This is a genomic window from Rathayibacter sp. AY1F3 (assembly GCF_002931975.1).
In the GTDB taxonomy this organism is placed as follows: Bacteria; Actinomycetota; Actinomycetes; order Actinomycetales; family Microbacteriaceae; genus Rathayibacter.
In genome coordinates, this window is the sequence record NZ_PSVF01000019.1 from 1 (window position 1) to 21328 (window position 21328).

The window sequence follows — 21328 nt, forward strand, 5'->3', positions numbered from 1 at the left end:
CAGCAGCGAGGACAGCATGTGCCGGTAGAGGGGCTGGCCGTCGTCGACGACCAGCCCCTCTACCGGCACATGCTGTCCTCGCTGCTGCGCGCGGTGCCGGGCGTGCGGAGCGTCGTGGAGGCCGGATCCGCCACGGAGGCGCGGTCGGTGCTGCGGCCCGCGGAGCTCGACGTGGCGATCCTCGACATCGAGCTCGGCGACGGGGACGGCATCGAGCTCGGGCGCCGGCTGCGGTCCACCGCGCCCGAGCTGGGCATCGTCCTGCTCTCGGCCGTCGACGCGATGCACCGCTTCCTCCGCCTCGACCGCGCCGAGGCCCGCGGCTGGAGCTACCTCTCGAAGACCTCCTCCCTCTCCGCCCCCGCCCTGCTCGCCTCCGTCCGCGCGACGGCGGACGGCCGCACCGTGCTCGATCCGGCGCTGGTCGCCGCCCGCGCGGCCCGCCGAGACTCCCCGGTCGCCGCGCTGAGCCCGCGCCAGTACGAGGTGCTCTCGGGTCTCGCATCGGGGCTGACCAACGCCGCGATCGGCGAGCGCCTCGGCATCGCGGTCCGCTCGGTCGACAACCACGTCAACGCCGTCTACGCGTCCCTCGGCGTCCGCTCGGACGGCGAGCGCAACCCGCGGGTCGACGCGACGCTCCTCTTCCTCGAGCACACCGGATGAGCGCCGGCCCGCGCGACGCGCGCGAGGACAACCGCATCGTCCTCGGAGCGATGGCCCTCCTGGGCGGCGTCCTCTCGCTGCTGGCCGCGCTCCAGGCCGTTTTCGCGCTCGGGATGCTGTCGCGGACGCTGCGGGGCGTCGATCCGGGGCCGCTGCTCGACGTGACGACGCGCGTCCTGGTCAACGTGTCGACGATCGGGCTCGCGATCGCCCTGGTCGCGGTGCTGCGTCCCGAGCGCTCGACCGGCGGCGGCCGGGTGGCCCGGACGGCGGTCATCGCCGTGGGGATGGGCCTGGTCCGCTGCTGCCTCCAGGTGCTGACCGGCGTCTACCCGCTCTCGGCCCTCCCCGCTCTCGCGGTCGAGCTGGTCGTCGGATCCACGGTGATCGCGCTGATCACCGCCTACGGCTACCTGCTCGTGCGCGCGGCACGGCGCGTGCGCGAGAAGGAGCGGGAGCACGCCCGGGCCTCCGTGCAAGCGCTCGAGGCGGTGCAGGCCCTGCAGCGGGAGGAGCTGCGGGTGCGGCGCGACGTCGCGCAGAGCCTGCACGGCGGCCTCCAGAACGGACTCGTGGTGCTGACCGCCGAGCTGCACGCGGTCGCGAGGACATCCGACGAGGCGGCCTCGGAGCGGCTGCTCGCCATCGCCGCCCGGCTCGACCGGCTCCGCGAGGACGAGGTGCGCGCGGTCGGCCACGCCCTCTACCCGGTCGAGATCGACCACGGCCTGGTCCCCGCCGTCCGCGACCTCGTCGCGCGCCTCCCTCCCGAGATCGCCGTCGACCTCGACCTCGGCCGCATCCCGGCGCTCGCCGCCGAGGGCGCCGAGCCGCCGCTCGACCAGCGGATGCTCCTGGTCCGGTTCCTGGAGGAGGCGGTCACCAACGCGCTGAAGCACGGCGGCGCCTCCTCGCTGCGGGTGCGCGGCGACGAGGAGGCGGGCGTCGTGGTGCTCACCCTCGACGACGACGGCCGCGGACTCGTCGAGGGGTCGACGCGCTCGGGCCTGGCGCGGCTGGAGCGGCAGCTCGCGGTCTACGGGGGCTCGTTGGAGCTCTCGGACTCGCCCGTGCTGGCGGGGGCGCGGCTGAGGGCGCGGCTCCCGCTGTCCGACGCGGACGGCGGCGGGGCGGAGTAACGGGACGGGCGCTCGCGCCGTCCCTCGCGTCGAGCACAGGGCGGTCCGAGGGGCGGATTCACGCCGGATGGCGAGCCGTCTCCTCGTGCCGGCCCCTCACGCCGGGTAGACCAGCAGATCCTCCGGAGCGACGGTGAAGCCTGCCTCGCGTCCGGGCGCGAGGTCGAGGCGCGCCGCGTCGGCCGCCGGGACGTCGGCGGTCAGGAGCGCGCTGCGCACCCGCACCGCGTCTCCCCGCTGCTCCACATCGGTGATCACGGCGCGGAGGCCTCCCTCTCCGACGGAGACGGCGGAGGGGCGGACCGCGGCGAGCACCGCGGCGCCGACCGCGACCGGCTCGGCCGCGACTCCGGACAGCTCGTGCCCGTCGGCGGTGCGCAGACCCGTCGCGGTGCGGACGCCCTCGAGCAGCTCGAGCCCGGCGAGCTCGGCGGTGAATGCGGTGCGCGGGCGCGTGAGGACGCGGGCGGTCGGCCCCTCCTCGACCACCCGGCCGCCGTGCAGCACCAGAACCCGGTCGGCGAGGGTCCAGGCGTCGAGCACGTCGTGGGTGACCACGATCGCCGAGCGGTCGGCGAGCACCTCGCGGAGCATCCGGCGGAGGACGGGGGCGGTCCGGGCGTCGACCGCGGCCAGCGGCTCGTCGAGCAGCAGGAGGCGCGGGTCGGTCGCGAGGGCCCGGGCGAGGGCGACCCGCTGAGCCTGGCCGCCGGAGAGGCTCCCCGGGCGCCGGTCGGCCAGGTCGGCCACGCCCGCGGCGGCCAGCTCGCGCTCGGCCCGCTCGCGGGACCGCGCCCGTCCGGCGCCGGCGCTGCGCGGACCGAACGCCGCGTTCTCGCGCACGCTGAGGTGCGGGAACAGCAGCGGGTCCTGCGCCAGCAGGGCGACGGGGCGGCGGTGCGGAGGAGTCCAGCGGCGGTCGTCGAAGAGCAGCGCGCCGCCGGCGGTCGCCCGCCCGGAGTCGGCACGGACGAGGCCGGCGATCAGCTCGAGCACGGTCGACTTGCCCGCGCCGTTGGGCCCGAGCAGCGCGATCGTCTCGCCCTCGGCCACGTCGATCCGCACGTCGATCCCGCGCGCCGCGAGCCGCGCCTCCAGCAGCAGGCTCACCGCGGCACCCCCCGGGCTGAGCGGCCGTGCGCGAGACCGATCACGAGCACCGCGACCACCACGAGCACCAGCGCGAGGGCGACCGCCGCGTCCGGATCGCTCTCCCGCTGCAGGTAGATCTCGAGCGGGAGGGTGCGCGTCGTGCCCTCGAGGCTGCCGGCGAAGGTCAGCGTCGCCCCGAACTCGCCGAGCGCCCGCGCGAACGAGAGGATCGCGCCCGAGGCGAGGCCCGGCAGGATCAGCGGCAGCGTGATCCGCCGGAGCACCGTACCGGGGGAGGCGCCGAGTGTCGCGGCGACCGACTCGTACCGCGCGCCGGCGCTGCGCAGCGCGCCCTCGAGCGTCAGCACCAGGAACGGCAGGGCCACGAAGGTCTGCGCGATCACGACGGCGGTGGTCGAGAACGCGATGCGGACGCCGAGGGCCTCCAGTGCGCCGCCGAGCAGGCCCATCCGACCGAAGGTGAAGAGCAGCGCCAGCCCGCCGACCACCGGCGGCAGCACCAGCGGCAGCAGCACCAGCGAGCGGAGCAGGCGCTGGCCGGGGAAGGCCGTGCGGGCGAGCACGAGGGCCATCGGGGTGCCGAGCAGCAGGCACAGCAGGGTCGCGACGGCGGAGGTGCGCAGGCTCAGCAGGAGCGCGGCGACGGAGGAGTCGGAGGTGATCAGCGGCAGGAACTGCGGCCAGTCGACGCGGGCGAGGATCGCGGCGAGCGGGAGCAGCACCAGCAGGGCGCCGAGCGCGGCGACGGCCACGACCCAGCGCGGCAGGCCGGACCCGGTGCGCATCAGCCGCGGGCGAGCGGCGTCTCGACGATGACCGTGGTCGCCTTGACCACCGCCACCGCGGGAGACCCGGGCTCGAGCCCGAGCTCGCGGACCGCTTCGCTGCTCATCAGCGAGACCACGCGGTGCGGACCGCACTGCAGCTCGACCTGCGCCATCACGGTGTCCATCACGATGCCGGTGACGATCCCGACGAAGCGGTTGCGGGCCGAGCGCGCGACCGGGGACGGATCCTCCGGCAGCACGGCGTTCGCGCGGGCGAGCCGGGCGACCTCGAGGCCGTCGACGACGCGTCTCCCGGACGCGTCCTTCGCGCTCTCGAGCGTCCCGTTCTCGATCCAGCGCCGCAGCGTGTCGTCGCTCACGCCGAGCGCGGCGGCGGCGTCCCTGATCCGTATCTGCGGCATGGAGTCGATCCTACGTCCGCGGCTGAGCCCGTGCCGTGTCCGTCTCCTCCCCACGAGATGCCGCTGCGGTACGCCTCCTGCGGCGTGCCGCGCATCCGGGTGGCATCTCGCGGAGAGGGAGGAGCGGAACGCGGAGGAACGGGCTCTGGGGGTCCCGGGCCCCGCGCGCAACCCCCTGGAGGACCGGCAGGAGCACGACGCACGCTGAAGGGACGACGACACAGGAGGCGGCATGCGCGCGATGGTCTACCGGGGCCCCTACAAGGTCCGCGTGGAGGAGAAGGACCGGCCGAGGATCGAGCACCCGAACGACGCGATCGTCCGGGTGACGATGGCGGCGATCTGCGGATCCGATCTGCACCTCTACCACGGGCTGCTCCCGGACACCCGGATCGGCCACACCTTCGGCCACGAGTTCATCGGCGTGGTCGACGAGGTCGGCTCGTCGGTGCAGAACCTCAGCGTCGGCGACACGGTGATGGTCCCCTTCACCATCTACTGCGGCTCCTGCTGGTTCTGCTCCCGCGGCCTCTACTCCAACTGCCACAACGTGAATCCGAACGCCACCGCGATCGGCGGCATCTACGGCTACTCGCACTCGGCGGGCGGCTACGACGGCGGGCAGGCGGAGTACGTGCGCGTCCCGTTCGCCGACGTGGGCCCGACGAGGATCCCCGAGTGGCTGCCGCACGAGGACGCCCTGATGCTCACCGACGCCTTCTCGACCGGCTACTTCGGGGCGCAGCTCGGCGACATCGTCGAGGGCGACACGGTCGTGGTGCTCGGAGCCGGACCGGTCGGCCTGGCCGCCGCGCGGTCCGCCTGGCTGATGGGCGCCGGCCGCGTCATCGTCGTCGACCAGATCGACTACCGGCTCGCCAAGGCCCGCGAGTTCGCCTTCGCGGAGACGATCGACTACACCGAGGAGGACGACCTCGTCGTCACCCTCAAGAAGACCACCGGCGGTCTCGGCGCCGACGTCGTGATCGACGCGGTCGGGGCGGAGGCCGACGGGAACCTCCTCCAGCACGTCACCGGCGCCAAGCTCAAGCTGCAGGGCGGCTCGCCGATCGCGCTCAACTGGGCGATCGACGGCGTCCGCAAGGGCGGCACCGTCTCGGTGATGGGCGCCTACGGTCCGCTCGCGAGCGCCGTCAAGTTCGGCGACGCCGTCAACAAAGGCCTCACCCTGCGGATGAACCAGGCCCCCGTCACCCGGCAGTGGCCGCGCCTGTTCGAGCACATCCGGGCCGGGCACATCACGCCCAGCGACCTGATCACGCACCGCATCCCGCTCGAGCACATCGCCGAGGGGTACCACCTGTTCTCGTCCAAGCTCGACGGCTGCATCAAGACCGTCGTCGTCCCGTAGGAGGATCCCGTGCCGTACACCGCCGACCGCCCCGTCCGCGTGCCGACCGCCGAGGAGTTGCGCGCCCGCATCCCGGGCTGGGGCGCCGACCTCGACCCCGCCGACCGGCCCGCCTTCCCCCGCGAGCGCAGCGACCTCGTCTCGGGCGCGCACTGGGAGCGCCCGGAGAGGATGCGGACGCACGGCCGTCGCGAGAAGAGCATCGAGCACCTCGAGCTGCCCGCCGTCTTCGGCACGGCGCAGCCCCTCCACGGCCTCTCGGGCGCGATCCGCCGCTACGCCTACGACCGGTTCAGCGAGGGGCGCCACGCGCACTGGCTGCTGCTCGTGCTGGGCGACCGGGTGGAGTCGACCGGGGCGCACCTCCGCTCGCTGCTCACGACACGGCCGGACGATCCGATCACCGAGACCGGCGTGCTCGCCGAGGTGCACGCGCACCCGATCGCCTCGCGCCGCGGCCGGACCGACGTGCGCCACCAGATCCTCGACCCGCTGCTCGTCGGCGGCCCCTGGGTCCTCGCCGCCCTCGGCGCCGTGGCCGTCGCCCGCCGCCTCCTGCGCTGACGCCCGTTCCCCTCTCGCGAGAGGCCGCTCCGGTACGCCGCCGTCGGCGTGTCGCGGACCGGAGCGGCGTCTCGCGGAGGAGGACGGGGGTTCAGCGGCTGCGGGGCGCGGCGCCCGCGGTCGGCGCGGTGCGGGTGTCGACGCTCGCCGTGAGTGCCGCGGAGTAGCCGGACGCCGGGCTGCCGGACATCGTCGCGAGCTGCAGGGCTCCGTCGTCGTCGCCGAAGACGGAGTCGGTGTCCAGGCCGACCCGGGCGAGGTTCGCGGCCGAGCCCGCGTACGCGTCGAGGGCGTAGACAGCGGTGCACGCCTCCTCCTGCAGGGCGACCTGCGAGGTCGCGATCGCGTTCGACGCGTCGGTGATCGAGTCCACTCCCGGGTACACCTCGAAGTGGATGTGCGGCCAGCGGCCGGAGTAGCAGGCCGGGACGATCGAGGCGAAGGAGACGACGCCCGACGCGTCGGCGACCTGCACGCCGCGGAGGTACGTCTCGTCCTCGACGCCGCTGGAGTACATCGAGTAGTCCCCGTGCGCGTCGCAGTGCCAGACGTACACGGCGGCTCCGGCGAACGGCACGCCCCCGTTCGCCGCGTCGAGGATCGTCAGAGTGAGCGCCAGGGGGACCCCGTCGGCCGTCGCGCCGCCGCCGACGCTGGTCCGCAGGTCGCTGCGGACGATCCCGGAGCGCTCGAGGACGTCGACCCCGTTCGAGCCGTCGCCCGGGTAGGGGCCGGCGGTCTCGTCGGGGATCTCGCCGGCGACCGCGGTGGCGGTCCCGGCCGTGGCGGTCGCGGTGGGAGTCGCGGCGGCGGTCGCGGCGGCGGAGGAGGCGGATCCCGATCCTCCGGTGGCGCACGCCGCGAGCCCGAGGGTCGCCGCCCCCGCGCCGACCAGCGTCAGCACGCCGCGCCGTGAGAAGAGGGTCCCCACGTCGAACGGGAGGCCCTGGTCGACCACCTCCTCCTCGGGGCGGTCGAGGCGGCGGCCCTCGTAGGCCGGTCCGTCGGGCGTGCTGCGGGGCTCCGGGATGCGGGTCATGGTCGTGCTCCTCGTCGATCGTGGTGTCCGTCGCGAGCAACCCTGGCCGCCGGGGCTCTGCGCCTCCGATGACCGTCCTACGACCCTCCTATGACCGACCCGCCGACCGCCCTGCAGGCCTCCTCCGACGCCGCGACGCCTCTCACGGCGCTCCGAACCCGGCCGCCGCGAGCGCCGCGCGTCCGGCGTCGGAGGCGACGTACGCGACGAAGGCCGCCGCCGTGGCCGGGTCGCCCGCTCCGGTCAGCGCCGCGATCGGGTACGTGTTCACCGCCTCCGAGGCCTCGGCGAAGGGGATGCCGGTGACCGAGCCCGCAGCCCCGCGGACGTCGGTCGCGTAGACGAGCCCGGCGTCCGCCTCGCCCGAGGACACCTTGCCGAGCACGTCGGTGACCGACGACTCCTCGCTCACGGGGGAGATGTCGACCCCGGCGGCCTGCTCGACCGCGGCGGCCGCTGCTCCGCACGGCACCTGCGGCGCGCAGACGACGGTGGCGGTCCCGGGCCGGGCGAGGTCGGCGAGCGAGGCGACCTGCGCCGGGTTGCCGGGGGGCACGGCGATCTCGAGCGTGTTCGTGGCGATGTCGACCGGGTCCCCGTCGACGAGCCCGGCCTCGGCGACGGTGGACATCGTGCGCTCGTCGGCGGAGGCGAAGACGTCGGCCGGGGCGCCGTTGACGATCTGCGTCGCGAGATCGGAGGAGCCGGCGAAGGAGAGCTCGACCTCGGCTCCGGGCTCGGCGGCCTCGAACCCCGTGGCGAGCTCGGTGAACGCGCCCTTCAGCGAGGCGGCGGCGAAGACCGTGATGGAGCCGCCGGCCGAGGACGTCGCGCCGCCGGTGGCCGCATCGCCGGCGGGGGTCGACGGAGCGGAGCAGCCCGCGAGCAGGAGGAGCGCGGCAGCGGCCGGGACGAGGGGGAGCAGTCGACGACGCACGGGGACCTCCGGATCAGGAGTCCGCAGATGCGGCGGACAGCTGATCCTAAGACCCCAGGTGCGGAGAAGGGCTGTAAGTGGGGCTTCACATACGGCGGAGAGACGATCCGAGGACCGGACCGGCCGGGCGACGCACCTGCGCGGGGAACGACTGCCCGCGCGACGCACAGCGGCGGGCGGACCGCAGCCCTCCGGCTCCGGCCCGCCCGCCGCTCGTCGCGGCCGCCTCGACGGCGGCCCTCCGTTCAGCTCTGCGGCGGCGAGTAGAACTGGAGGTCGTTGCCCTCCGAGTCCTTGAAGGGGAGGATGCGGCCCCACTCGTGGTCGCTGATCTCGCCCTCGATCGACGCGCCCCGCGCCGTGAGGCGCTCCAGCTCGTCCTCGATCGAGCCCTCGGGCTGGAACGAGATGACCGCCCCGCCCTGCTCCGCGACCGTGGCCGACTCGCGGGCGTTCAGGCCGATCATCAGCCCGCCGGCGTCCAGCTCCGACCAGTCGTCCGAGGTGTCCTTGACCTCGAGGCCGAGCGTGTCGCGGTAGAACGCGACCGCCCGCTCCATGTCCGTGACGGGGACCCAGACCGTTGCGACTCCTGATGCCATGTCGTGCTCCTTCGCTCGATGATGCCGTTCCACCGACGCTAGGTCGGGGACGCCCGGAGCGGGGGCCCTTGCGCCGACGCGCGGAGGCTGCTCTCGCGCGGCGCCTCTCCGCCGAGACACCGCCCCTCGCCGGCGTCTCGGCGCGCAGCGGAGCGTCTCCGCCCGGCCTCCTCGCGAACGCTCCCCGCCTCAGCGCTCGGCGACGAAGCGGTGCACCACCGCGAGGTCCTCGTCGCCGAGGCCGGCGTCGACCAGGTCGCGGAACACGGTGCGGAGCGTGCCGAGCAGCGGAGCGGAGGTGCCCGTCGCCTCCGCCTCGTCGGCCGCGGCCCGCAGATCCTTGTCCATGAAGGAGGCGACGCCGGTCGGCGTGTAGTCGCGGGCGACCAGGGCGGCGCGCTTGGTCTCGAGCACGCGGCTGCCCGCGTAGCCGCCCTGCAGTAGGGCGAGCAGCGTGTCGAGGTCGAGGCCGGAGCGCTCGGCGATGACGGCGGCCTCCGCGATCGCGGTCATGGTCGCGGCGACGACGAGCTGGTTGCAGGCCTTCGCCACCTCGCCGGCGCCGAGCGGCCCGAGGCGGACGGCGGTCCCGCAGGCGGACAGCACGGGCAGCGCCCGGGCGACGTCCTCCTCCGCCCCGCCGACCATGATCGAGAGGGTCCCCGCCTCGGCGCCCTCGGTGCCGCCGCTGACCGGGGCGTCGACGAGGCGGAGCCGCGGGTGGCGCCCCGCCAGCTCGCGCAGGCCGGAGGCGGACACGCTGGAGCAGACGACGAGCACGAGGTCCGACCCCGCGGCGAGCACTCCCTCCTCTCCTTCGAGCACCTCCTCGAGCTGCGGCAGGTCCGGCACCATCACGATCAGCACCTCCGAGGCGGCGGCGAGCGAGCGGGCGGAGTCGTGCCACTGCGCCCCGGGGACGGCGCGGCGGGCGCGGTCGGCGGACGCGGGGCGCGCGGTGATCCCGAGCGGGACGCCGGCGGCGACGAGGCGCCGGGCCATCGGGGCGCCCATGCTCCCGAGCCCGACGAAGCCGGTGCGCGCGGGGGGGAGGGCGGCGGTCGTGGTGTCCGGCATGCGCCCAGCATATCGAACAGGGTTCACAGGAGTGAAGTAGGGTGGGCGCGGGCCGATCCGGGGGAGAGTCTCCCGCACCGTCCCGCGAAGGGACACCCGTGACCGATCGCCTCCGCGTCGTCATCGCCTCGCCGCTCAGCTCCGAGCTGATCGCCCGCATCGTCGAGCTCGAGCCGCGCCTCGACGTCGTCGCCGACCAGAGCCTCCTCCCTCCGATGCGCCACCCCGGCGACCACGGCGGAGACCCCTCCTTCCGGCGCACCCCGGAGCAGCAGCGCGCCTTCGACGAGCTCGTCGACTCCGCGGACGTGCTCTACGGCGTGCCGGACGAGACCCCCGCCGCGCTCGCGCGCACGGCGGCCGCGAATCCGCGCCTCCGCTGGGTGCAGACGATGCCCGCGGGCGGAGGCGCGCAGGTGCGGGCCGCGGGGCTCGACGACGCGCAGCTCGAGCGCATCGCGTTCTCGACCTCCGCGGGAGTCCACTCCGAGCCGCTCGCCGAGTTCGGGGTCTTCGGACTCCTGGCCGGCGCCAAGTCCCTCCCGCGCCTCCAATCCCTCCAGTGCGAGCGCGTCTGGGGCGGCCGGTGGACGATGGGGCTGATCTCGGAGCAGACGGTCCTGATCGTGGGGCTCGGCACGATCGGGCGCGCAACCGCCCGCAAGCTCCAGCAGCTCGGCGCCCGCGTGATCGGCACGAGCCGCCACGAGACCGAGGTGGAGCACGTCGACGAGATCGTCGCCCCCGACGCGATCGCGGAGGTGGCGGGCCGGATCGACGGGGTCGTCGTCACGCTCCCCGGCACCGCCGCCACCGAGAAGCTGGTCGGCTCCGAGTTCTTCGCCGCACTGCGCCCCGGCGCCTCGTTCGTCAGCGTCGGGCGCGGGACGGTCGTCGACGAGGAGGCGCTGCTCGCCGCGCTCGACGACGGCCGCGTCGGCTTCGCCGCGCTTGACGTGGTGGCGGAGGAGCCGCTCGAGCAGAGCAGCCCGCTCTGGAGCCACCCGAGCGTCCTGATCAGCCCCCACACCGCGGCGCTGAACGTCGCGGAGGACCGCCTGATCGCCGAGCTCTTCGCGCGCAACGCCACCCGCTTCCTCGACGGGGAGCCCCTGATCAACCGAGTCGATACGGTGGAGTTCTACTGACCCCGCCCCCGGAAGAGGACGCCATGGCCCGCCCCGATGCGCCCCCGACGACGGTCGACTCCGACAGGGGCTCGGGCGCCCCCGCCGTGTCGCGCGCCATGCGGATCCTCGACCTCCTGGCCGACGCGGGCGGCCCGCGCACGCTGACGGACATCGCCCGCGAGCTCGGGATCGCCAAGTCGTCGACCTCGAACCTCTGCGCCGCACTCGAGGAGGGCCGGCTCATCCGCCGCGTCGGCTCCGGCTTCCTCCTCGGTCGGCGCACCGTCGAGCTCGGCAGCCACTACCTCGCCGGCTTCGACCCGGTGCGCGAGTTCTACCGGCTCTGCGAGGAGTCGCCGGTGCTCTCGCGTCAGCTGGTGCAGATCGCGCTGCTCGACGGCACGCGGGTCCTCTACCTGGCGGTGCACGAGGGGCGGGAGCGGTTCGCGCTCTCCGCGAGCGTCGGCGACCGGTACCCCGCCTCCGCCACGGCCGTCGGAACGGCGCTCCTGGCCGAGCTCGACGACAGCGAGATCGCCGAGCGCTTCGCCGACGACCGCGACATCGTCGTCTTCACCGACCGGTCCACGTCCTCGACCCGCGAGCTGCTCCGCAAGGTCGCCGCGGCGCGCGTGCGCGGCTACGCGATCGACGACGGCGAGCTGCACCCCAGCGTCCTGGGCGTCGCCGTCGCGGTCCCGGCCGCCACCCGCTCCGATCTCTCGGTCGCGGTCGGCGTCTCGCTGGTCCGGCCGATCGCCGACGATCAGGAGGAGGTCGTCGCGGCCCTCCGCGAGGCCGCCGCGGCGCTCGGCCGCCCGCCCCTCGTCGCCGGAGCACCCGCCTGACGCCTCGCTGTCCATTCTGTTGAATGCCGTTCACTGGGCTGTTACGCTCGGCCCATCCCGCCTCCGCGGGCCGGAGTGAGCGAGGCACCGTGGCGACCAGCAGCACCAGCACGAGCGGCGTCGAGCCGAGGGGCGTCCGCTGATGCGCCTCGCGCGAATCCGGGCCGAGGACGGACCGGCCGTCGTCCTCCAGGTCGCGGGGGAGTGGCGCGAGATCGAGGACGCCTTCGCCGCGGAGCCGGTCGAGACGGGCCGCCGCTGGCCCGTCGAGGGCGCGCAGCTGCTGGCCCCGGTGGAGCCCCGCGTCATCCTCGGCATGGCGCACAACGGCTCCGCGGCCGACCGGCTGCTGCCGCCGCAGGCCTTCCACAAGACCGCGCACACGCTGGCCGGGCCCGGCGATCCGATCGTCCTCGACGAGGGCATCGGCCCGGTGGTCGTCGAGGGCGAGCTCGCCCTGGTCATCGGCCGCACCGCGCGGCACCTCACTCCCGAGGACGCGCTCGCGCACGTGCTCGGAGCGACGGTCGCGAACGACGTCACCGCTCCCGGGATGATCGCCGCCGACGGCCTCTTCCTCCAGGGCAAGAACGGCGACGGCTGGACGCCGCTCGGACCGTGGATCGAGACCGGAGTCGACGTCGACGCGGTCGGCATCACGGTGAGCGTCGACGGGGAGGTGCGGGCCGTCTCCTCGACCGACCGCCTCGGCTGGCGCGCCGCCGAGATCCTGGTGCACCTCACCTCCCACCTCACGCTCCACCCGGGAGACGTCGTCCTCACCGGCTCGCCCGGCACGGCCGTCGAGGTCGGGCCCGGCCAGGAGGTGCTGATCGCCCTCGACGGGATCGGCGCGCTCGCGAGCCGCACTGTCGCGGGCCCTCCGCGCGCGGCGCCTCCGCAGCCCTGACATCCGCTCCGACCCTCTGGAGGAACCGTGCTCTTCGACCTGACCGACCGCGTGGCGCTCGTCACCGGATCCAGCCGCGGCATCGGCCGCGCCGTCGCCACCGGCCTCGCCGAGGCGGGCGCCACCGTCGTCCTGAACGGCCTCGACCCCGAGCGCCTCGAGGCCGCCCGAGCCGAGCTCGCGGAGCGGTTCGCCGGCACCGACGACCGCCCGCGGATCCACGCCCGCGCCTTCGACGTCACCGATGACGCGGCCGCCGAGGCGGGCGTCGCGTGGATCGAGGAGGCGGTGGGCCCGCTGCGCATCCTGGTCAACAACGCCGGCGTCCAGCACCGCGTGCCCCTGCTCGAGCTCGAGGTCGCCGACTGGGAGCGGGTGCTGCGCACGAACCTCACCAGCGCCTTCGTGGTCGGCCGGGCGGCGGCGAAGCGGATGATCCCGCGCGGCGCCGGGAAGATCGTCAACGTCGCCTCGGTGCAGGCCGATCTCGCGCGGCCGACGATCGCGCCCTACACCGCCTCGAAGGGCGGGATCCGCAACCTCACCCGCGCGATGACGGCGGAGTGGGCGCAGCACGGCATCCAGGTCAACGCGATCGCGCCGGGCTACATCCACACCGAGATGACGCAGGGCCTCGTCGACGACGAGGCGTTCGACAGCTGGATCCTCGGCCGCACGCCCGCCGCGCGCTGGGGCCGCGTCGAAGACCTGATCGGCCCTGCCGTCTGGCTCGCCTCCGACGGCTCGGACTACGTCAACGGGCAGGTCGTCTTCATCGACGGCGGCATGACCGTCGTCGTCTGAGCCACCCCTCGACCCACCGAACGGAACCCGCATGACCGCGCTCGTCCCCGCCTCCACCACCCGCGTCGTCGTCCACGCCGCCGGCGACCTCCGCGTCGAGGACGCGCCGCTCGCGCCGCGCGGCCCCGGCGAGGCCCTCGTCGCCGTCGCGTACGGCGGGATCTGCGGCTCCGATCTGCACTACTGGACGCACGGCGCCGCGGGCGAGTCGATCCTCCGCGAGCCGCTGACGCTCGGCCACGAGGTGGTCGGCACGGTCGTCGAGGCAGCGGCGGACGGCTCCGGACCCCCGGTCGGCGCGGCCGTCGCCGTGCACCCCGCGACCGCGCGCGGCGAGTGGCCAGACGGGCGCCCGAACCTCGCGACCGAGGGCACCTACCTGGGCAGCGCCGCGCGGATGCCGCACACCCAGGGCGCGTTCGCCCGCCACGCGGTGCTGCCGGCGCGCATGCTCCGCGAGCTGCCCGCCGGTCTCGGGCTCCGGGAGGCGGCGCTCGCGGAGCCGGCGGGCGTCGCCTGGCACGCGGTGTCCCGCGCGGGGGAGGTGTCGGGACGGCGCGCGCTGGTGATCGGCAGCGGCCCGATCGGAGCGCTGATCGTCGCCGTGCTGAAGCGGGCGGGGGCGGCCGAGATCGTCGCGGTCGACCTGGCCGAGGAGCCCCTCGCGATCGCCCGCGCGGTCGGCGCGACCCGGACGATCCGCGCGACCGACGCCGACGCGATCGCCGAGGTCGCGGCCGACGTCGTCTTCGAGTCCTCGGGCAGCCCGCGCGGCCTCGCCTCGGCCGTCCGGGGCGCCGCCCGCGGCGGCACCGTCGTGATGGTGGGACTCCTCCCCTCGGGCGAGCAGCCGGCCCTGATCTCGCTCGCGATCACCCGGGAGCTGCGCCTGATCGGCTCCTTCCGCTTCGTCGACGAGATCGACGAGGTGCTGGCGGCGCTCGCCGACGGAAGCCTCGCGGTGGCGCCGGTGGTCACGCAGGTGGTGCCGCTGGAGCGCGCGCTCGAGGCCTTCGAGCTCGCCCGCGACGCCTCGCGCTCGAGCAAGGTGCTGCTCGACTTCACCCCGTGACGGGCGCTCGAGGCGCCTCCGGAGGGTCGGGATCGCCCGAGCGTTCGGGGTTCCCTCGGACGGCGGCGCCGCCGGAGCACTACCGTTGCACCATGGCGTCCACCGATACCCCCGATTCCGCCCCCGAAGCCGACACCGCTTCCGAGAGCGCCCCCACGCTCACCTTCTCCGACCTCGGTCTCTCCGACCCGGTCCTCAAGGCCCTCAAGGAGGTCGGCTACGAGACGCCCTCGGCCATCCAGGCCGCGACGATCCCGTCCCTCCTCTCCGGCCGCGACGTCCTCGGCGTCGCCCAGACCGGCACCGGCAAGACCGCGGCGTTCGCGCTGCCGATCCTCTCGCGCCTCGACGTCTCGCAGAAGACGCCGCAGGCCCTCGTGCTGGCCCCGACCCGCGAGCTCGCGCTGCAGGTCTGCGAGGCGTTCGAGCGCTACGCGTCCGGCCTCCGCGGCGTCCACGTCCTCCCCGTCTACGGCGGCCAGGGCTACGGCACCCAGCTCTCCGCGCTCCGCCGCGGCGTCCACGTCGTCGTCGGCACGCCCGGCCGCATCATGGACCACCTCGAGAAGGGCACCCTCGACCTCTCGCAGCTGAAGTTCCTGGTTCTCGACGAGGCCGACGAGATGCTCAAGATGGGCTTCGCGGAGGACGTCGAGACGATCCTCGCCGACACCCCCGTCGAGAAGCAGATCGCGCTGTTCTCGGCCACGATGCCCGCGCAGATCCGCCGCATCTCGGGCAAGTACCTGAAGGAGCCGGAGGAGATCACGGTCAAGAACAAGACCACGACCTCCGTCAACACCACGCAGCGCTACCTGATGGTGTCGTACCCGCAGAAGGTCGACGCCCTCACCCGCATCCTCGAGGTCGAGAACTTCGAGGGCATGATCGTGTTCGTCCGCACGAAGAGCGAGACGGAGACGCTGGCCGAGAAGCTGCGCGCTCGCGGCTACACCGCGGCGGCGATCAGCGGAGACGTGGCCCAGGCCCAGCGCGAGCGCACGGTCGAGCAGCTGAAGTCCGGCAAGCTCGACATCCTCGTCGCGACCGACGTCGCCGCCCGCGGCCTCGACGTCGAGCGCATCAGCCACGTCGTCAACTACGACATCCCGATCGACACCGAGTCGTACGTCCACCGCATCGGCCGCACCGGTCGCGCGGGGCGCAGCGGAGCGGCGATCAGCTTCGTCACGCCGCGCGAGCGCCGCCTCCTCGCCGCCATCGAGAAGGCCACCCGCCAGCCGCTGACCGAGATGCGGATGCCGAGCGTCGAGGACGTCAACGTCACCCGCCTCTCGCGATTCGACGACGCGATCACCGCGGCGCTCGCCGACACCGAGCGCCTGCAGCGCTTCCGCGACATCATCGGCCACTACGTCGAGCACCACGACGTGGTCGAGTCGGACGTCGCCGCCGCGCTGGCCATCGTCGCGCAGGGCGAGGAGCCGCTGCTGCTCTCGCCCGACGACCCCCGCTTCGCCCGTCGCGAGCGCGAGGACCGCGACTCCCGGCCCGACCGGGGCGACCGCCCCGAGCGCGGCGACCGCTTCGACCGCGGCGGCGACCGGGGCGAGCGTCCCGAGCGCCGTCAGCGCCCGGCGAACAGCAACCTCGCCTCGTACCGGATCGAGGTCGGCCGCCGCCAGCGCGTCGAGCCCCGCCAGATCGTGGGCGCGCTCGCGAACGAGGGCGGCCTCAACCGGGGCGACTTCGGGCACATCGACATCCGCCCGGACTTCTCGATCGTGGAGCTGCCGGCCGACCTGCCCCAGGACGTGCTCGACCGCCTCGCCGACACCCGCATCAGCGGGCAGCTGATCGAGCTGAAGCCGGACCGCCGTCCGAGCCGCGCCGGCGCCGACCGCGGCGCACGCCCCAGCGGCCCGAGCCGCTCGAGCGAGCGCCCGGAGCGCAAGCCGCGCTACTGACGGCTCCCGCCTCTGCGGACGTCCCTCCACGAGACGCCACTCCGGTACAGCGACCCTTGCGTGTCGCGAACCGGAGTGGCGTCTCGCGTTCGTGCGGGGGGGGGGGGGCTCAGCGGCGCAGGACGCGCCGGGCCAGCACGTTGCCGAGCAGCTGCACCAGCTGCACGATCACGATGATCACGAGCACCGCGGCCCAGGTGACGACCGGCTCGAACTGCCGGTAGCCGTACTGGATCGCGAAGTTGCCGAGCCCGCCGGCGCCGATGTATCCGGCGACCGCCGACATGTCGATCACGGCGACGAACACGAACGTGTAGCCGAGGATCAGCGGACCGAGCGCCTCCGGCAGCAGCACCGTGCGGACGATCCGGAACCGGCTCGCTCCGACCGACCGCGCCGCCTCGATCACGCCGGGCTGCACGGTCAGCAGGTTCTGCTCCACGATCCGCCCGATGCCGAAGGCGGCGCCGAGCGAGAGGGTGAAGACGATCGCGTCCGTGCCGATGCCGGAGCCGACCACCAGCCGGGCCAGCGGCTGGGCCGCGGCGATGAAGATGATGAACGGGATCGGCCGGAACACGTTCACGATCACGTTGAGCAGTCCGTGGACCACCCGGTTCGCGTAGAGGGCGCCGCCGCGGGTCAGCGCCAGGCCCAGCCCGATCAGCAGTCCGCCGAGCCCGCCGAAGAGGAGGCTCAGCGCGACGATGTAGAGCGTCTCGCCGGTCGCCTGGACGAGCTTGGGCAGGAGCGGGATCAGCTCGTTCATCGGGGCACCTCCGTGAGGGCGACGCGTCCGCCGAGGCGGGCGAGGAGGGAATCGACGACGCCGTCCGGCGCGTCGAGGGCGACCGTGAGGTGGCCGAAGGCCCGCCCGCGGACGTCGGTGATGCCGCCGTAGACGAGCTCGAGCGGCACGCCGGCGGCCGCGACCTCGGCGAAGACGTCGCCCTGGGAGGCGGAGTCGTCCGAGAACGAGAGCGTGACCAGCCGGCCGCGGTGGCGCGTACGCAGCACGGCCGCCTCCGCGGGCGAGGGCACCGAGCGGACGACCGTGGAGACGAAGCGGCGGGTGACCGGCTCGCGCGGGGCCGAGAACACGTCGAAGACGGGCCCGCGCTCCACGATCCGGCCCGACTCCATCACCGCGACCTTCGTCGCGAGCTGCTGGACCACGTCCATCTCGTGGGTGATCACGACGATGGTGACGCCCAGCTCCTCGTTGATGCGGCGGAGGAGGGCGAGCACCTCGCCGGTGGTGTCCGGGTCGAGCGCGCTGGTGGCCTCGTCGGCCAGCAGGATGCGCGGGGAGGCGGCGAGGGCGCGGGCGATGCCGACGCGCTGCTTCTGCCCGCCCGAGAGCTGCTCCGGGTGGCTGCGCGCCTTGTCGCTCAGGCCGACGAAGCGGAGCATCTCGTCGACGCGGGCGCGCTGCTCCCTGCGCGGGACGCCCGCGACCTGCAGCGGGTAGGCGACGTTCTGCCCCACGGTCTTCGAGCCGAACAGGTTGAACTGCTGGAAGATCATCCCGATGCCCAGGCGCAGCCGGCGCAGCTCGCGCTCGGGCAGGCCCACGGTCTCGCGGCCGTCGATCTCGATGCTGCCGCTGGTCGCGGGCTCGAGGGCGTTGACGAGGCGCGCGAGCGTGCTCTTGCCGGCGCCGGAGTAGCCGATCACTCCGTAGACGTCGCCCGCGTCGATCTCGAGGCTCACGCCGTCGACGGCCGCGGTCGGGGCGGCGCCGCGCCCTGCGCCGGGGTAGACCTTGCGCACGTCGGTCATGCGGATGAGCGGCACAGGGCGCCCTTTCTGTTGCGGGGGAGGCGCGGGACCGCGCCGGTGGGTAGCTCCGCGAGCGGAGGATCCGACCGGCGCGGTGCCGCGGGTGCCGGAGTCAGGAGGCGGCGGAGATGTCGGTCTCGGCGGACTCGAGCGAGGTCTCCAGCTCGGAGGCGGGCGTCTTCAGGAAGACCGCGGTGCCGCCGGACTGCTCCGAGACGCCGTCGAGCACGTCCTGGCTGTCCTGGTAGATCGAGACGAGCTTCGTGTAGGTCTCGTTCTCGGCGTCGTCGGCCCGGGCGGCGAAGATGTTCGTGTAGAGCAGGGAGGCGGGGTCGCTCGGGTCGTCCTGGGCGATCGCGTCCGAGGCCTTCAGGCCCGCGTTCTCGATGAAGTCGTTGTTGATGATCGCGGCGGCCACGTCCGGGAGCGACGTCGGGGTGAGGGAGGCCTCCAGCGCGGTGACCTCCACCTTCGAGGAGGACTCGACGTCGTCGACGTTCGAGAGCACTCCGCCGCCGTCCTTCAGCTCGACGAGCCCGGCCGACTGCAGCACCAGCAGCGCGCGCGCCTGATTCGTCTCGTCGTTGGGGATCGCGACGGTGGAGCCGGCGGGGATGTCCGCGACGTCGTCGTACTTCGAGGAGTAGAGGCCGAGCGGGTAGATCGCGGTCGCGCCGATCGGCACGAGGTCGGCGTCGGCCGAGGTGTTGTACTGCGCCAGGTAGGCGATGTGCTGGAACTGGTTGAGGTCGATCTCGCCCTCGGTGAGGGCGGGGTTGGGCTGGTTGTAGTCGCTGAAGTCGACGATCTCGACGTCGATCCCGGCGTCGGCGGCGGCCTTCTCGTAGGTGGCCCAGTAGGGGTCGCTCGCGCCGACCACGCCGATGCGGACGGTGTCGTCGCCGCCGCCCGCGCCGGAGCAGCCGGCGAGGAGGAGGGCGGCGGAGGCGGCGATCGCGGAGGTCGCGAGGAGTCGGGTGCGCAGGGTCATGGCTGTGGGGATCCTTCCGTGGAGAGGATCCGGGCACTCGGCGCCGACCGGGCGGTGCTGGTCACCGCCGGCGCTGCGACCGGCCTCCGGTCGCTCGGCGCCGCGACTGCGCGGATCCCGGGGATCACCTTACGAAGGCGGCCGGACCCGCGCGGAACCCGCGCGTAACACGGCGACTCGGAGGCAGCGGAGGCGCGCGCTCACCGCCTGAGCGCGCCGTGGCGGCCGCTCAGCGCGGGATCTCGCCGTGCCGCGCGCACGAGCTCTCGAGAGCGCTGGGGCTGCTGCTCAGAGCCTGAGCGCGCCATGGCGGCCGCTCAGCTCGCGAGCGCGCCGTCCTCGCCCGCCGACGCCTCGTGCTTGGCGATCCGCTTCGCGATCGCGTCGCGCTCGGCCCGGAGCGACGCGATGGTCGGCTTGTCCAGGCGGGGGTCGGCCAGGTCGGCGAAGGGGCTCGCGGCGCCGGTGCGCGCGGACACGAGCGCGGCGTACGCCTTCGTCGCGGCGCGGAGCTCGGCTCCCGCCCGTTCGACCTTCCGCGGCTTCGACTCCTTGTCCGAGACGAGTCGGGCGTGCTTGTCGAGGGCGTCTACCAGCGCGCGATGCGCGGCGTCAATCTTCTTGCTCATAGGCGCATTATGGCGCAGGATCGGCGCACGGCGCCGAACGCGTCCCGCACCAGCCCTCCGTCCCCCTTCGCGAGAGGCCGCTCGGGTACGCGACACGCAGGGGAGGCGTACCGGAGCGGCATCTCGCGGGGAGGGGACGGGCGGGTCAGCGGGCGACCGGCGTGGAGACGGACGACGCGCCGGCGCTGGTGGCCACCGCGTCGAGGACTCGCTGCACGTCGAGGGCGTCGGCGAAGGTGGGCGTGACCGCCGTGCCGCCGGCGATCGCCTCGACGAGATCGACGACCTGGTGCGTGAAGAGGTGCTCGTAGCCGATGCCGTGCCCGGTCGGCCACCAGGCGGACATGTACGGGTGCGCCGGCTCGGTGACCTGGATGCGCCGGAAGCCCTGCGCCTCCTCGGGGTCGCGGGCGTCGTAGTACTCGAGCTCGTTCATCCGCTCGAAGTCGAACGCGATCGAGCCGAGCTCGCCGTTCACCTCGATCCGGTTGGCGTTGCGGCGGCCGGTCGCGACGCGGGTCGCCTCGAAGACGCCCAGGGCGCCGCCCTCGAAGGCGGCGGTGAAGGCCGCGGCGTCGTCGACGGTCACGGCGCCGCGCGGGGCGTCGGCACCGGCACGGCCGCCGAGGCCGATCTGCTCGCTGAGCACGGGGCGCTCGGTGGTGAAGGTGCGCAGCGTCGCCGAGACCGAGGTGATGCCGCGGCCGGTCAGCCACTGGGCGGTGTCGATGCTGTGCGCGCCGATGTCGCCGAGGGCGCCCGAGCCGGCGCGCTCCTTCTGCAGGCGCCAGGTCAGCGGCGCCTCGGAGTCGGACAGCCAGTCCTGCAGGTACTGGGCGCGCACGTGGCGGATGTCGCCGAGGCGGCCCTCCTCGATGAAGCGCTTGGCGAGGGCGAGGGCCGGGGTGCGGCGGTAGCTGAAGCCGCACATCGCCACCTTCCCGGAAGCGGCGGCCGCGGCGACCATCCGCTCCGCCTCCTCGACGGAGTTGGCGAGGGGCTTCTCGCACAGCACGTGCTTGCCGGCCTCGAGGGCCGCGATGGCGATCTCGGCGTGGGTGTCGCCGGGGGTGCAGATGTCGACGAGGTCGATGTCGTCGCGGGCGATGACGGCCCGCCAGTCGGTGGAGGCCTCGCTCCAGCCCAGCCGCTCGGCGCGCTCCGCGGTCGAGTCGGGGTTGCTCCCCACGAGCACGGCGAGCTCGGGGCGGAGGGGGAGGGGGAAGAAGCGGGAGGCGGTGCGCCAGGCGTGCGAGTGGGTGCGGCCCATGAAGGCGGTCCCCACCATCGCGACGCGCAGGGCTCGGTCGTTCGACATCGTCGTCCTTTCGTCGGCCGTACGACCCTGCCACGGGTCGGGGCGCGGGCGCTACCGCGCTCGGCGAGACCGCCTCCGGGGCGACGCGCCCGGGCTGCACGGACATGAGCACGTTCATAGGGTTCGGAGAGCGCTCTATCACAGACGGAATGTCTCAACAGCCGCCGTCAGATGTCGCGTAATCCCGCGGATCCCTGCCCTGACGCGGTAGCAGGAAG

The 21328-nt window shown here is 74.1% G+C and carries 22 protein-coding genes; 10 read left to right on the plus strand and 12 right to left on the minus strand.

Annotated elements, in window-relative coordinates:
• Both C5C39_RS11960 and C5C39_RS11965 read left to right on the plus strand, forming a co-directional pair.
• On the plus strand, positions 1-666 hold a 666-nt coding region (locus C5C39_RS11960), incomplete at its 5' end, for a response regulator transcription factor (RefSeq protein ID WP_308471214.1).
• A complete protein-coding gene (locus C5C39_RS11965) occupies positions 663-1805 on the plus strand; it encodes a sensor histidine kinase (RefSeq protein ID WP_104353462.1) in 1143 nt (380 codons plus the stop codon). The genes C5C39_RS11960 and C5C39_RS11965, both read left to right, overlap by 4 nt.
• 96 nt (positions 1806-1901) lie before the next feature.
• Here C5C39_RS11965 and C5C39_RS11970 read toward each other — a convergent pair whose 3' ends face one another.
• From C5C39_RS11970 to C5C39_RS11980, 3 genes are read right to left on the minus strand one after another with little or no spacing between them, the layout of a single operon-like run.
• A complete protein-coding gene (locus C5C39_RS11970) occupies positions 1902-2915 on the minus strand; it encodes a sulfate/molybdate ABC transporter ATP-binding protein (protein WP_104353463.1) in 1014 nt (337 codons plus the stop codon).
• A complete protein-coding gene (locus C5C39_RS11975; protein WP_104222446.1) occupies positions 2912-3703 on the minus strand; it encodes an ABC transporter permease in 792 nt (263 codons plus the stop codon). The genes C5C39_RS11970 and C5C39_RS11975 overlap by 4 nt, the downstream gene beginning before the upstream one ends.
• Complete coding sequence (locus C5C39_RS11980) at positions 3703-4107, minus strand: molybdopterin-binding protein (protein WP_104222447.1); 405 nt, start codon at positions 4105-4107, stop codon at positions 3703-3705. The genes C5C39_RS11975 and C5C39_RS11980 overlap by 1 nt, the downstream gene beginning before the upstream one ends.
• A gap of 232 nt (positions 4108-4339) precedes the next feature.
• Here C5C39_RS11980 and C5C39_RS11985 point away from each other — a divergent pair, with 232 nt between their 5' ends.
• Together C5C39_RS11985 and C5C39_RS11990 are read left to right on the plus strand one after the other, a co-directional pair.
• A complete protein-coding gene (locus C5C39_RS11985; protein WP_104353464.1) occupies positions 4340-5479 on the plus strand; it encodes a zinc-dependent alcohol dehydrogenase in 1140 nt (379 codons plus the stop codon).
• Between the two features lie 9 nt (positions 5480-5488).
• Entirely contained in the window at positions 5489-6043 is a 555-nt protein-coding gene (locus tag C5C39_RS11990) for a hypothetical protein (protein WP_104353465.1), read from the plus strand.
• 91 nt (positions 6044-6134) lie between these two features.
• Here the strand turns inward: C5C39_RS11990 and C5C39_RS11995 are convergent, their stop codons facing one another.
• From C5C39_RS11995 to C5C39_RS12010, 4 genes are all read right to left on the minus strand, one after another.
• Positions 6135-7082, minus strand: a complete 948-nt coding sequence (locus C5C39_RS11995) for an intradiol ring-cleavage dioxygenase (RefSeq protein ID WP_104353466.1) — start codon at positions 7080-7082, stop codon at positions 6135-6137.
• A 142-nt stretch (positions 7083-7224) separates the two neighbouring features.
• A complete protein-coding gene (gene modA, locus C5C39_RS12000) occupies positions 7225-8019 on the minus strand; it encodes a molybdate ABC transporter substrate-binding protein (RefSeq protein WP_104353467.1) in 795 nt (264 codons plus the stop codon).
• A 245-nt stretch (positions 8020-8264) separates the two neighbouring features.
• Complete coding sequence (locus tag C5C39_RS12005; protein WP_104226592.1) at positions 8265-8621, minus strand: VOC family protein; 357 nt, start codon at positions 8619-8621, stop codon at positions 8265-8267.
• Between the two features lie 189 nt (positions 8622-8810).
• Positions 8811-9698: an NAD(P)-dependent oxidoreductase gene (locus C5C39_RS12010; RefSeq protein WP_104353468.1), complete on the minus strand. Its 888-nt coding sequence runs from the start codon at positions 9696-9698 to the stop codon at positions 8811-8813.
• Positions 9699-9796: 98 nt separating this feature from the next.
• Here C5C39_RS12010 and C5C39_RS12015 point away from each other — a divergent pair, with 98 nt between their 5' ends.
• From C5C39_RS12015 to C5C39_RS12040, 6 genes are all read left to right on the plus strand, one after another.
• Positions 9797-10846: a D-2-hydroxyacid dehydrogenase gene (locus C5C39_RS12015; RefSeq protein ID WP_258062498.1), complete on the plus strand. Its 1050-nt coding sequence runs from the start codon at positions 9797-9799 to the stop codon at positions 10844-10846.
• Positions 10847-10869: 23 nt separating this feature from the next.
• Positions 10870-11676 carry an IclR family transcriptional regulator gene (locus C5C39_RS12020; protein WP_104353470.1) on the plus strand — a complete coding sequence of 269 codons (807 nt, stop codon included), beginning with the start codon at positions 10870-10872 and terminating at the stop codon, positions 11674-11676.
• Between the two features lie 142 nt (positions 11677-11818).
• The gene (locus C5C39_RS12025; RefSeq protein WP_104296006.1) at positions 11819-12586 is read left to right on the plus strand and encodes a fumarylacetoacetate hydrolase family protein; all 768 of its coding nucleotides are present in this window, start codon (positions 11819-11821) and stop codon (positions 12584-12586) included.
• Between the two features lie 27 nt (positions 12587-12613).
• The gene (locus tag C5C39_RS12030; protein ID WP_104353471.1) at positions 12614-13390 is read left to right on the plus strand and encodes an SDR family oxidoreductase; all 777 of its coding nucleotides are present in this window, start codon (positions 12614-12616) and stop codon (positions 13388-13390) included.
• A 31-nt stretch (positions 13391-13421) separates the two neighbouring features.
• Positions 13422-14462 carry an L-idonate 5-dehydrogenase gene (locus C5C39_RS12035; RefSeq protein ID WP_104237940.1) on the plus strand — a complete coding sequence of 347 codons (1041 nt, stop codon included), beginning with the start codon at positions 13422-13424 and terminating at the stop codon, positions 14460-14462.
• 92 nt (positions 14463-14554) lie between these two features.
• On the plus strand, positions 14555-16390 hold the full coding sequence (locus C5C39_RS12040; protein ID WP_104237941.1) for a DEAD/DEAH box helicase: 1836 nt from the start codon (positions 14555-14557) through the stop codon (positions 16388-16390).
• A gap of 109 nt (positions 16391-16499) precedes the next feature.
• On the opposite strand, the gene C5C39_RS12045 is transcribed toward C5C39_RS12040, so the two are convergent.
• The 5 genes from C5C39_RS12045 to C5C39_RS12065 all read right to left on the minus strand — a co-directional run bounded on the left by C5C39_RS12045 (position 16500) and on the right by C5C39_RS12065 (position 21110).
• Positions 16500-17159 carry a methionine ABC transporter permease gene (locus C5C39_RS12045; RefSeq protein WP_104233527.1) on the minus strand — a complete coding sequence of 220 codons (660 nt, stop codon included), beginning with the start codon at positions 17157-17159 and terminating at the stop codon, positions 16500-16502.
• Entirely contained in the window at positions 17156-18172 is a 1017-nt protein-coding gene (locus C5C39_RS12050) for a methionine ABC transporter ATP-binding protein (protein WP_104353484.1), read from the minus strand. Before C5C39_RS12050 ends, C5C39_RS12045 begins: the two co-directional genes overlap by 4 nt.
• A 112-nt stretch (positions 18173-18284) precedes the next feature.
• A complete protein-coding gene (locus C5C39_RS12055) occupies positions 18285-19163 on the minus strand; it encodes a MetQ/NlpA family ABC transporter substrate-binding protein (RefSeq protein WP_104353472.1) in 879 nt (292 codons plus the stop codon).
• A gap of 317 nt (positions 19164-19480) precedes the next feature.
• On the minus strand, positions 19481-19792 hold the full coding sequence (locus C5C39_RS12060; RefSeq protein WP_104233529.1) for a hypothetical protein: 312 nt from the start codon (positions 19790-19792) through the stop codon (positions 19481-19483).
• A 145-nt stretch (positions 19793-19937) separates the two neighbouring features.
• Positions 19938-21110, minus strand: a complete 1173-nt coding sequence (locus C5C39_RS12065) for a Gfo/Idh/MocA family protein (protein WP_104353473.1) — start codon at positions 21108-21110, stop codon at positions 19938-19940.
• Positions 21111-21328: the final 218 nt, after the last annotated feature.

What these genes read in the sequence shown, in the direction of transcription:
- C5C39_RS11965 (WP_104353462.1), top strand. Translation starts at nt 663, where the DNA reads ATGAGCGCCGGCCCGCGCGACGCGCGCGAGGACAACCGCATCGTCCTC.
- C5C39_RS12005 (WP_104226592.1), bottom strand. Translation starts at nt 8,621, where the DNA reads ATGGCATCAGGAGTCGCAACGGTCTGGGTCCCCGTCACGGACATGGAG.
- C5C39_RS11975 (WP_104222446.1), bottom strand. Translation starts at nt 3,703, where the DNA reads ATGCGCACCGGGTCCGGCCTGCCGCGCTGGGTCGTGGCCGTCGCCGCG.
- C5C39_RS12065 (WP_104353473.1), bottom strand. Translation starts at nt 21,110, where the DNA reads ATGTCGAACGACCGAGCCCTGCGCGTCGCGATGGTGGGGACCGCCTTC.
- C5C39_RS12010 (WP_104353468.1), bottom strand. Translation starts at nt 9,698, where the DNA reads ATGCCGGACACCACGACCGCCGCCCTCCCCCCCGCGCGCACCGGCTTC.
- C5C39_RS12040 (WP_104237941.1), top strand. Translation starts at nt 14,555, where the DNA reads ATGGCGTCCACCGATACCCCCGATTCCGCCCCCGAAGCCGACACCGCT.
- C5C39_RS11985 (WP_104353464.1), top strand. Translation starts at nt 4,340, where the DNA reads ATGCGCGCGATGGTCTACCGGGGCCCCTACAAGGTCCGCGTGGAGGAG.
- C5C39_RS12045 (WP_104233527.1), bottom strand. Translation starts at nt 17,159, where the DNA reads ATGAACGAGCTGATCCCGCTCCTGCCCAAGCTCGTCCAGGCGACCGGC.
- C5C39_RS12035 (WP_104237940.1), top strand. Translation starts at nt 13,422, where the DNA reads ATGACCGCGCTCGTCCCCGCCTCCACCACCCGCGTCGTCGTCCACGCC.
- C5C39_RS12050 (WP_104353484.1), bottom strand. Translation starts at nt 18,172, where the DNA reads ATGACCGACGTGCGCAAGGTCTACCCCGGCGCAGGGCGCGGCGCCGCC.
- C5C39_RS12055 (WP_104353472.1), bottom strand. Translation starts at nt 19,163, where the DNA reads ATGACCCTGCGCACCCGACTCCTCGCGACCTCCGCGATCGCCGCCTCC.
- C5C39_RS12060 (WP_104233529.1), bottom strand. Translation starts at nt 19,792, where the DNA reads ATGAGCAAGAAGATTGACGCCGCGCATCGCGCGCTGGTAGACGCCCTC.
- C5C39_RS12020 (WP_104353470.1), top strand. Translation starts at nt 10,870, where the DNA reads ATGGCCCGCCCCGATGCGCCCCCGACGACGGTCGACTCCGACAGGGGC.
- C5C39_RS12025 (WP_104296006.1), top strand. Translation starts at nt 11,819, where the DNA reads ATGCGCCTCGCGCGAATCCGGGCCGAGGACGGACCGGCCGTCGTCCTC.
- C5C39_RS11980 (WP_104222447.1), bottom strand. Translation starts at nt 4,107, where the DNA reads ATGCCGCAGATACGGATCAGGGACGCCGCCGCCGCGCTCGGCGTGAGC.
- C5C39_RS11995 (WP_104353466.1), bottom strand. Translation starts at nt 7,082, where the DNA reads ATGACCCGCATCCCGGAGCCCCGCAGCACGCCCGACGGACCGGCCTAC.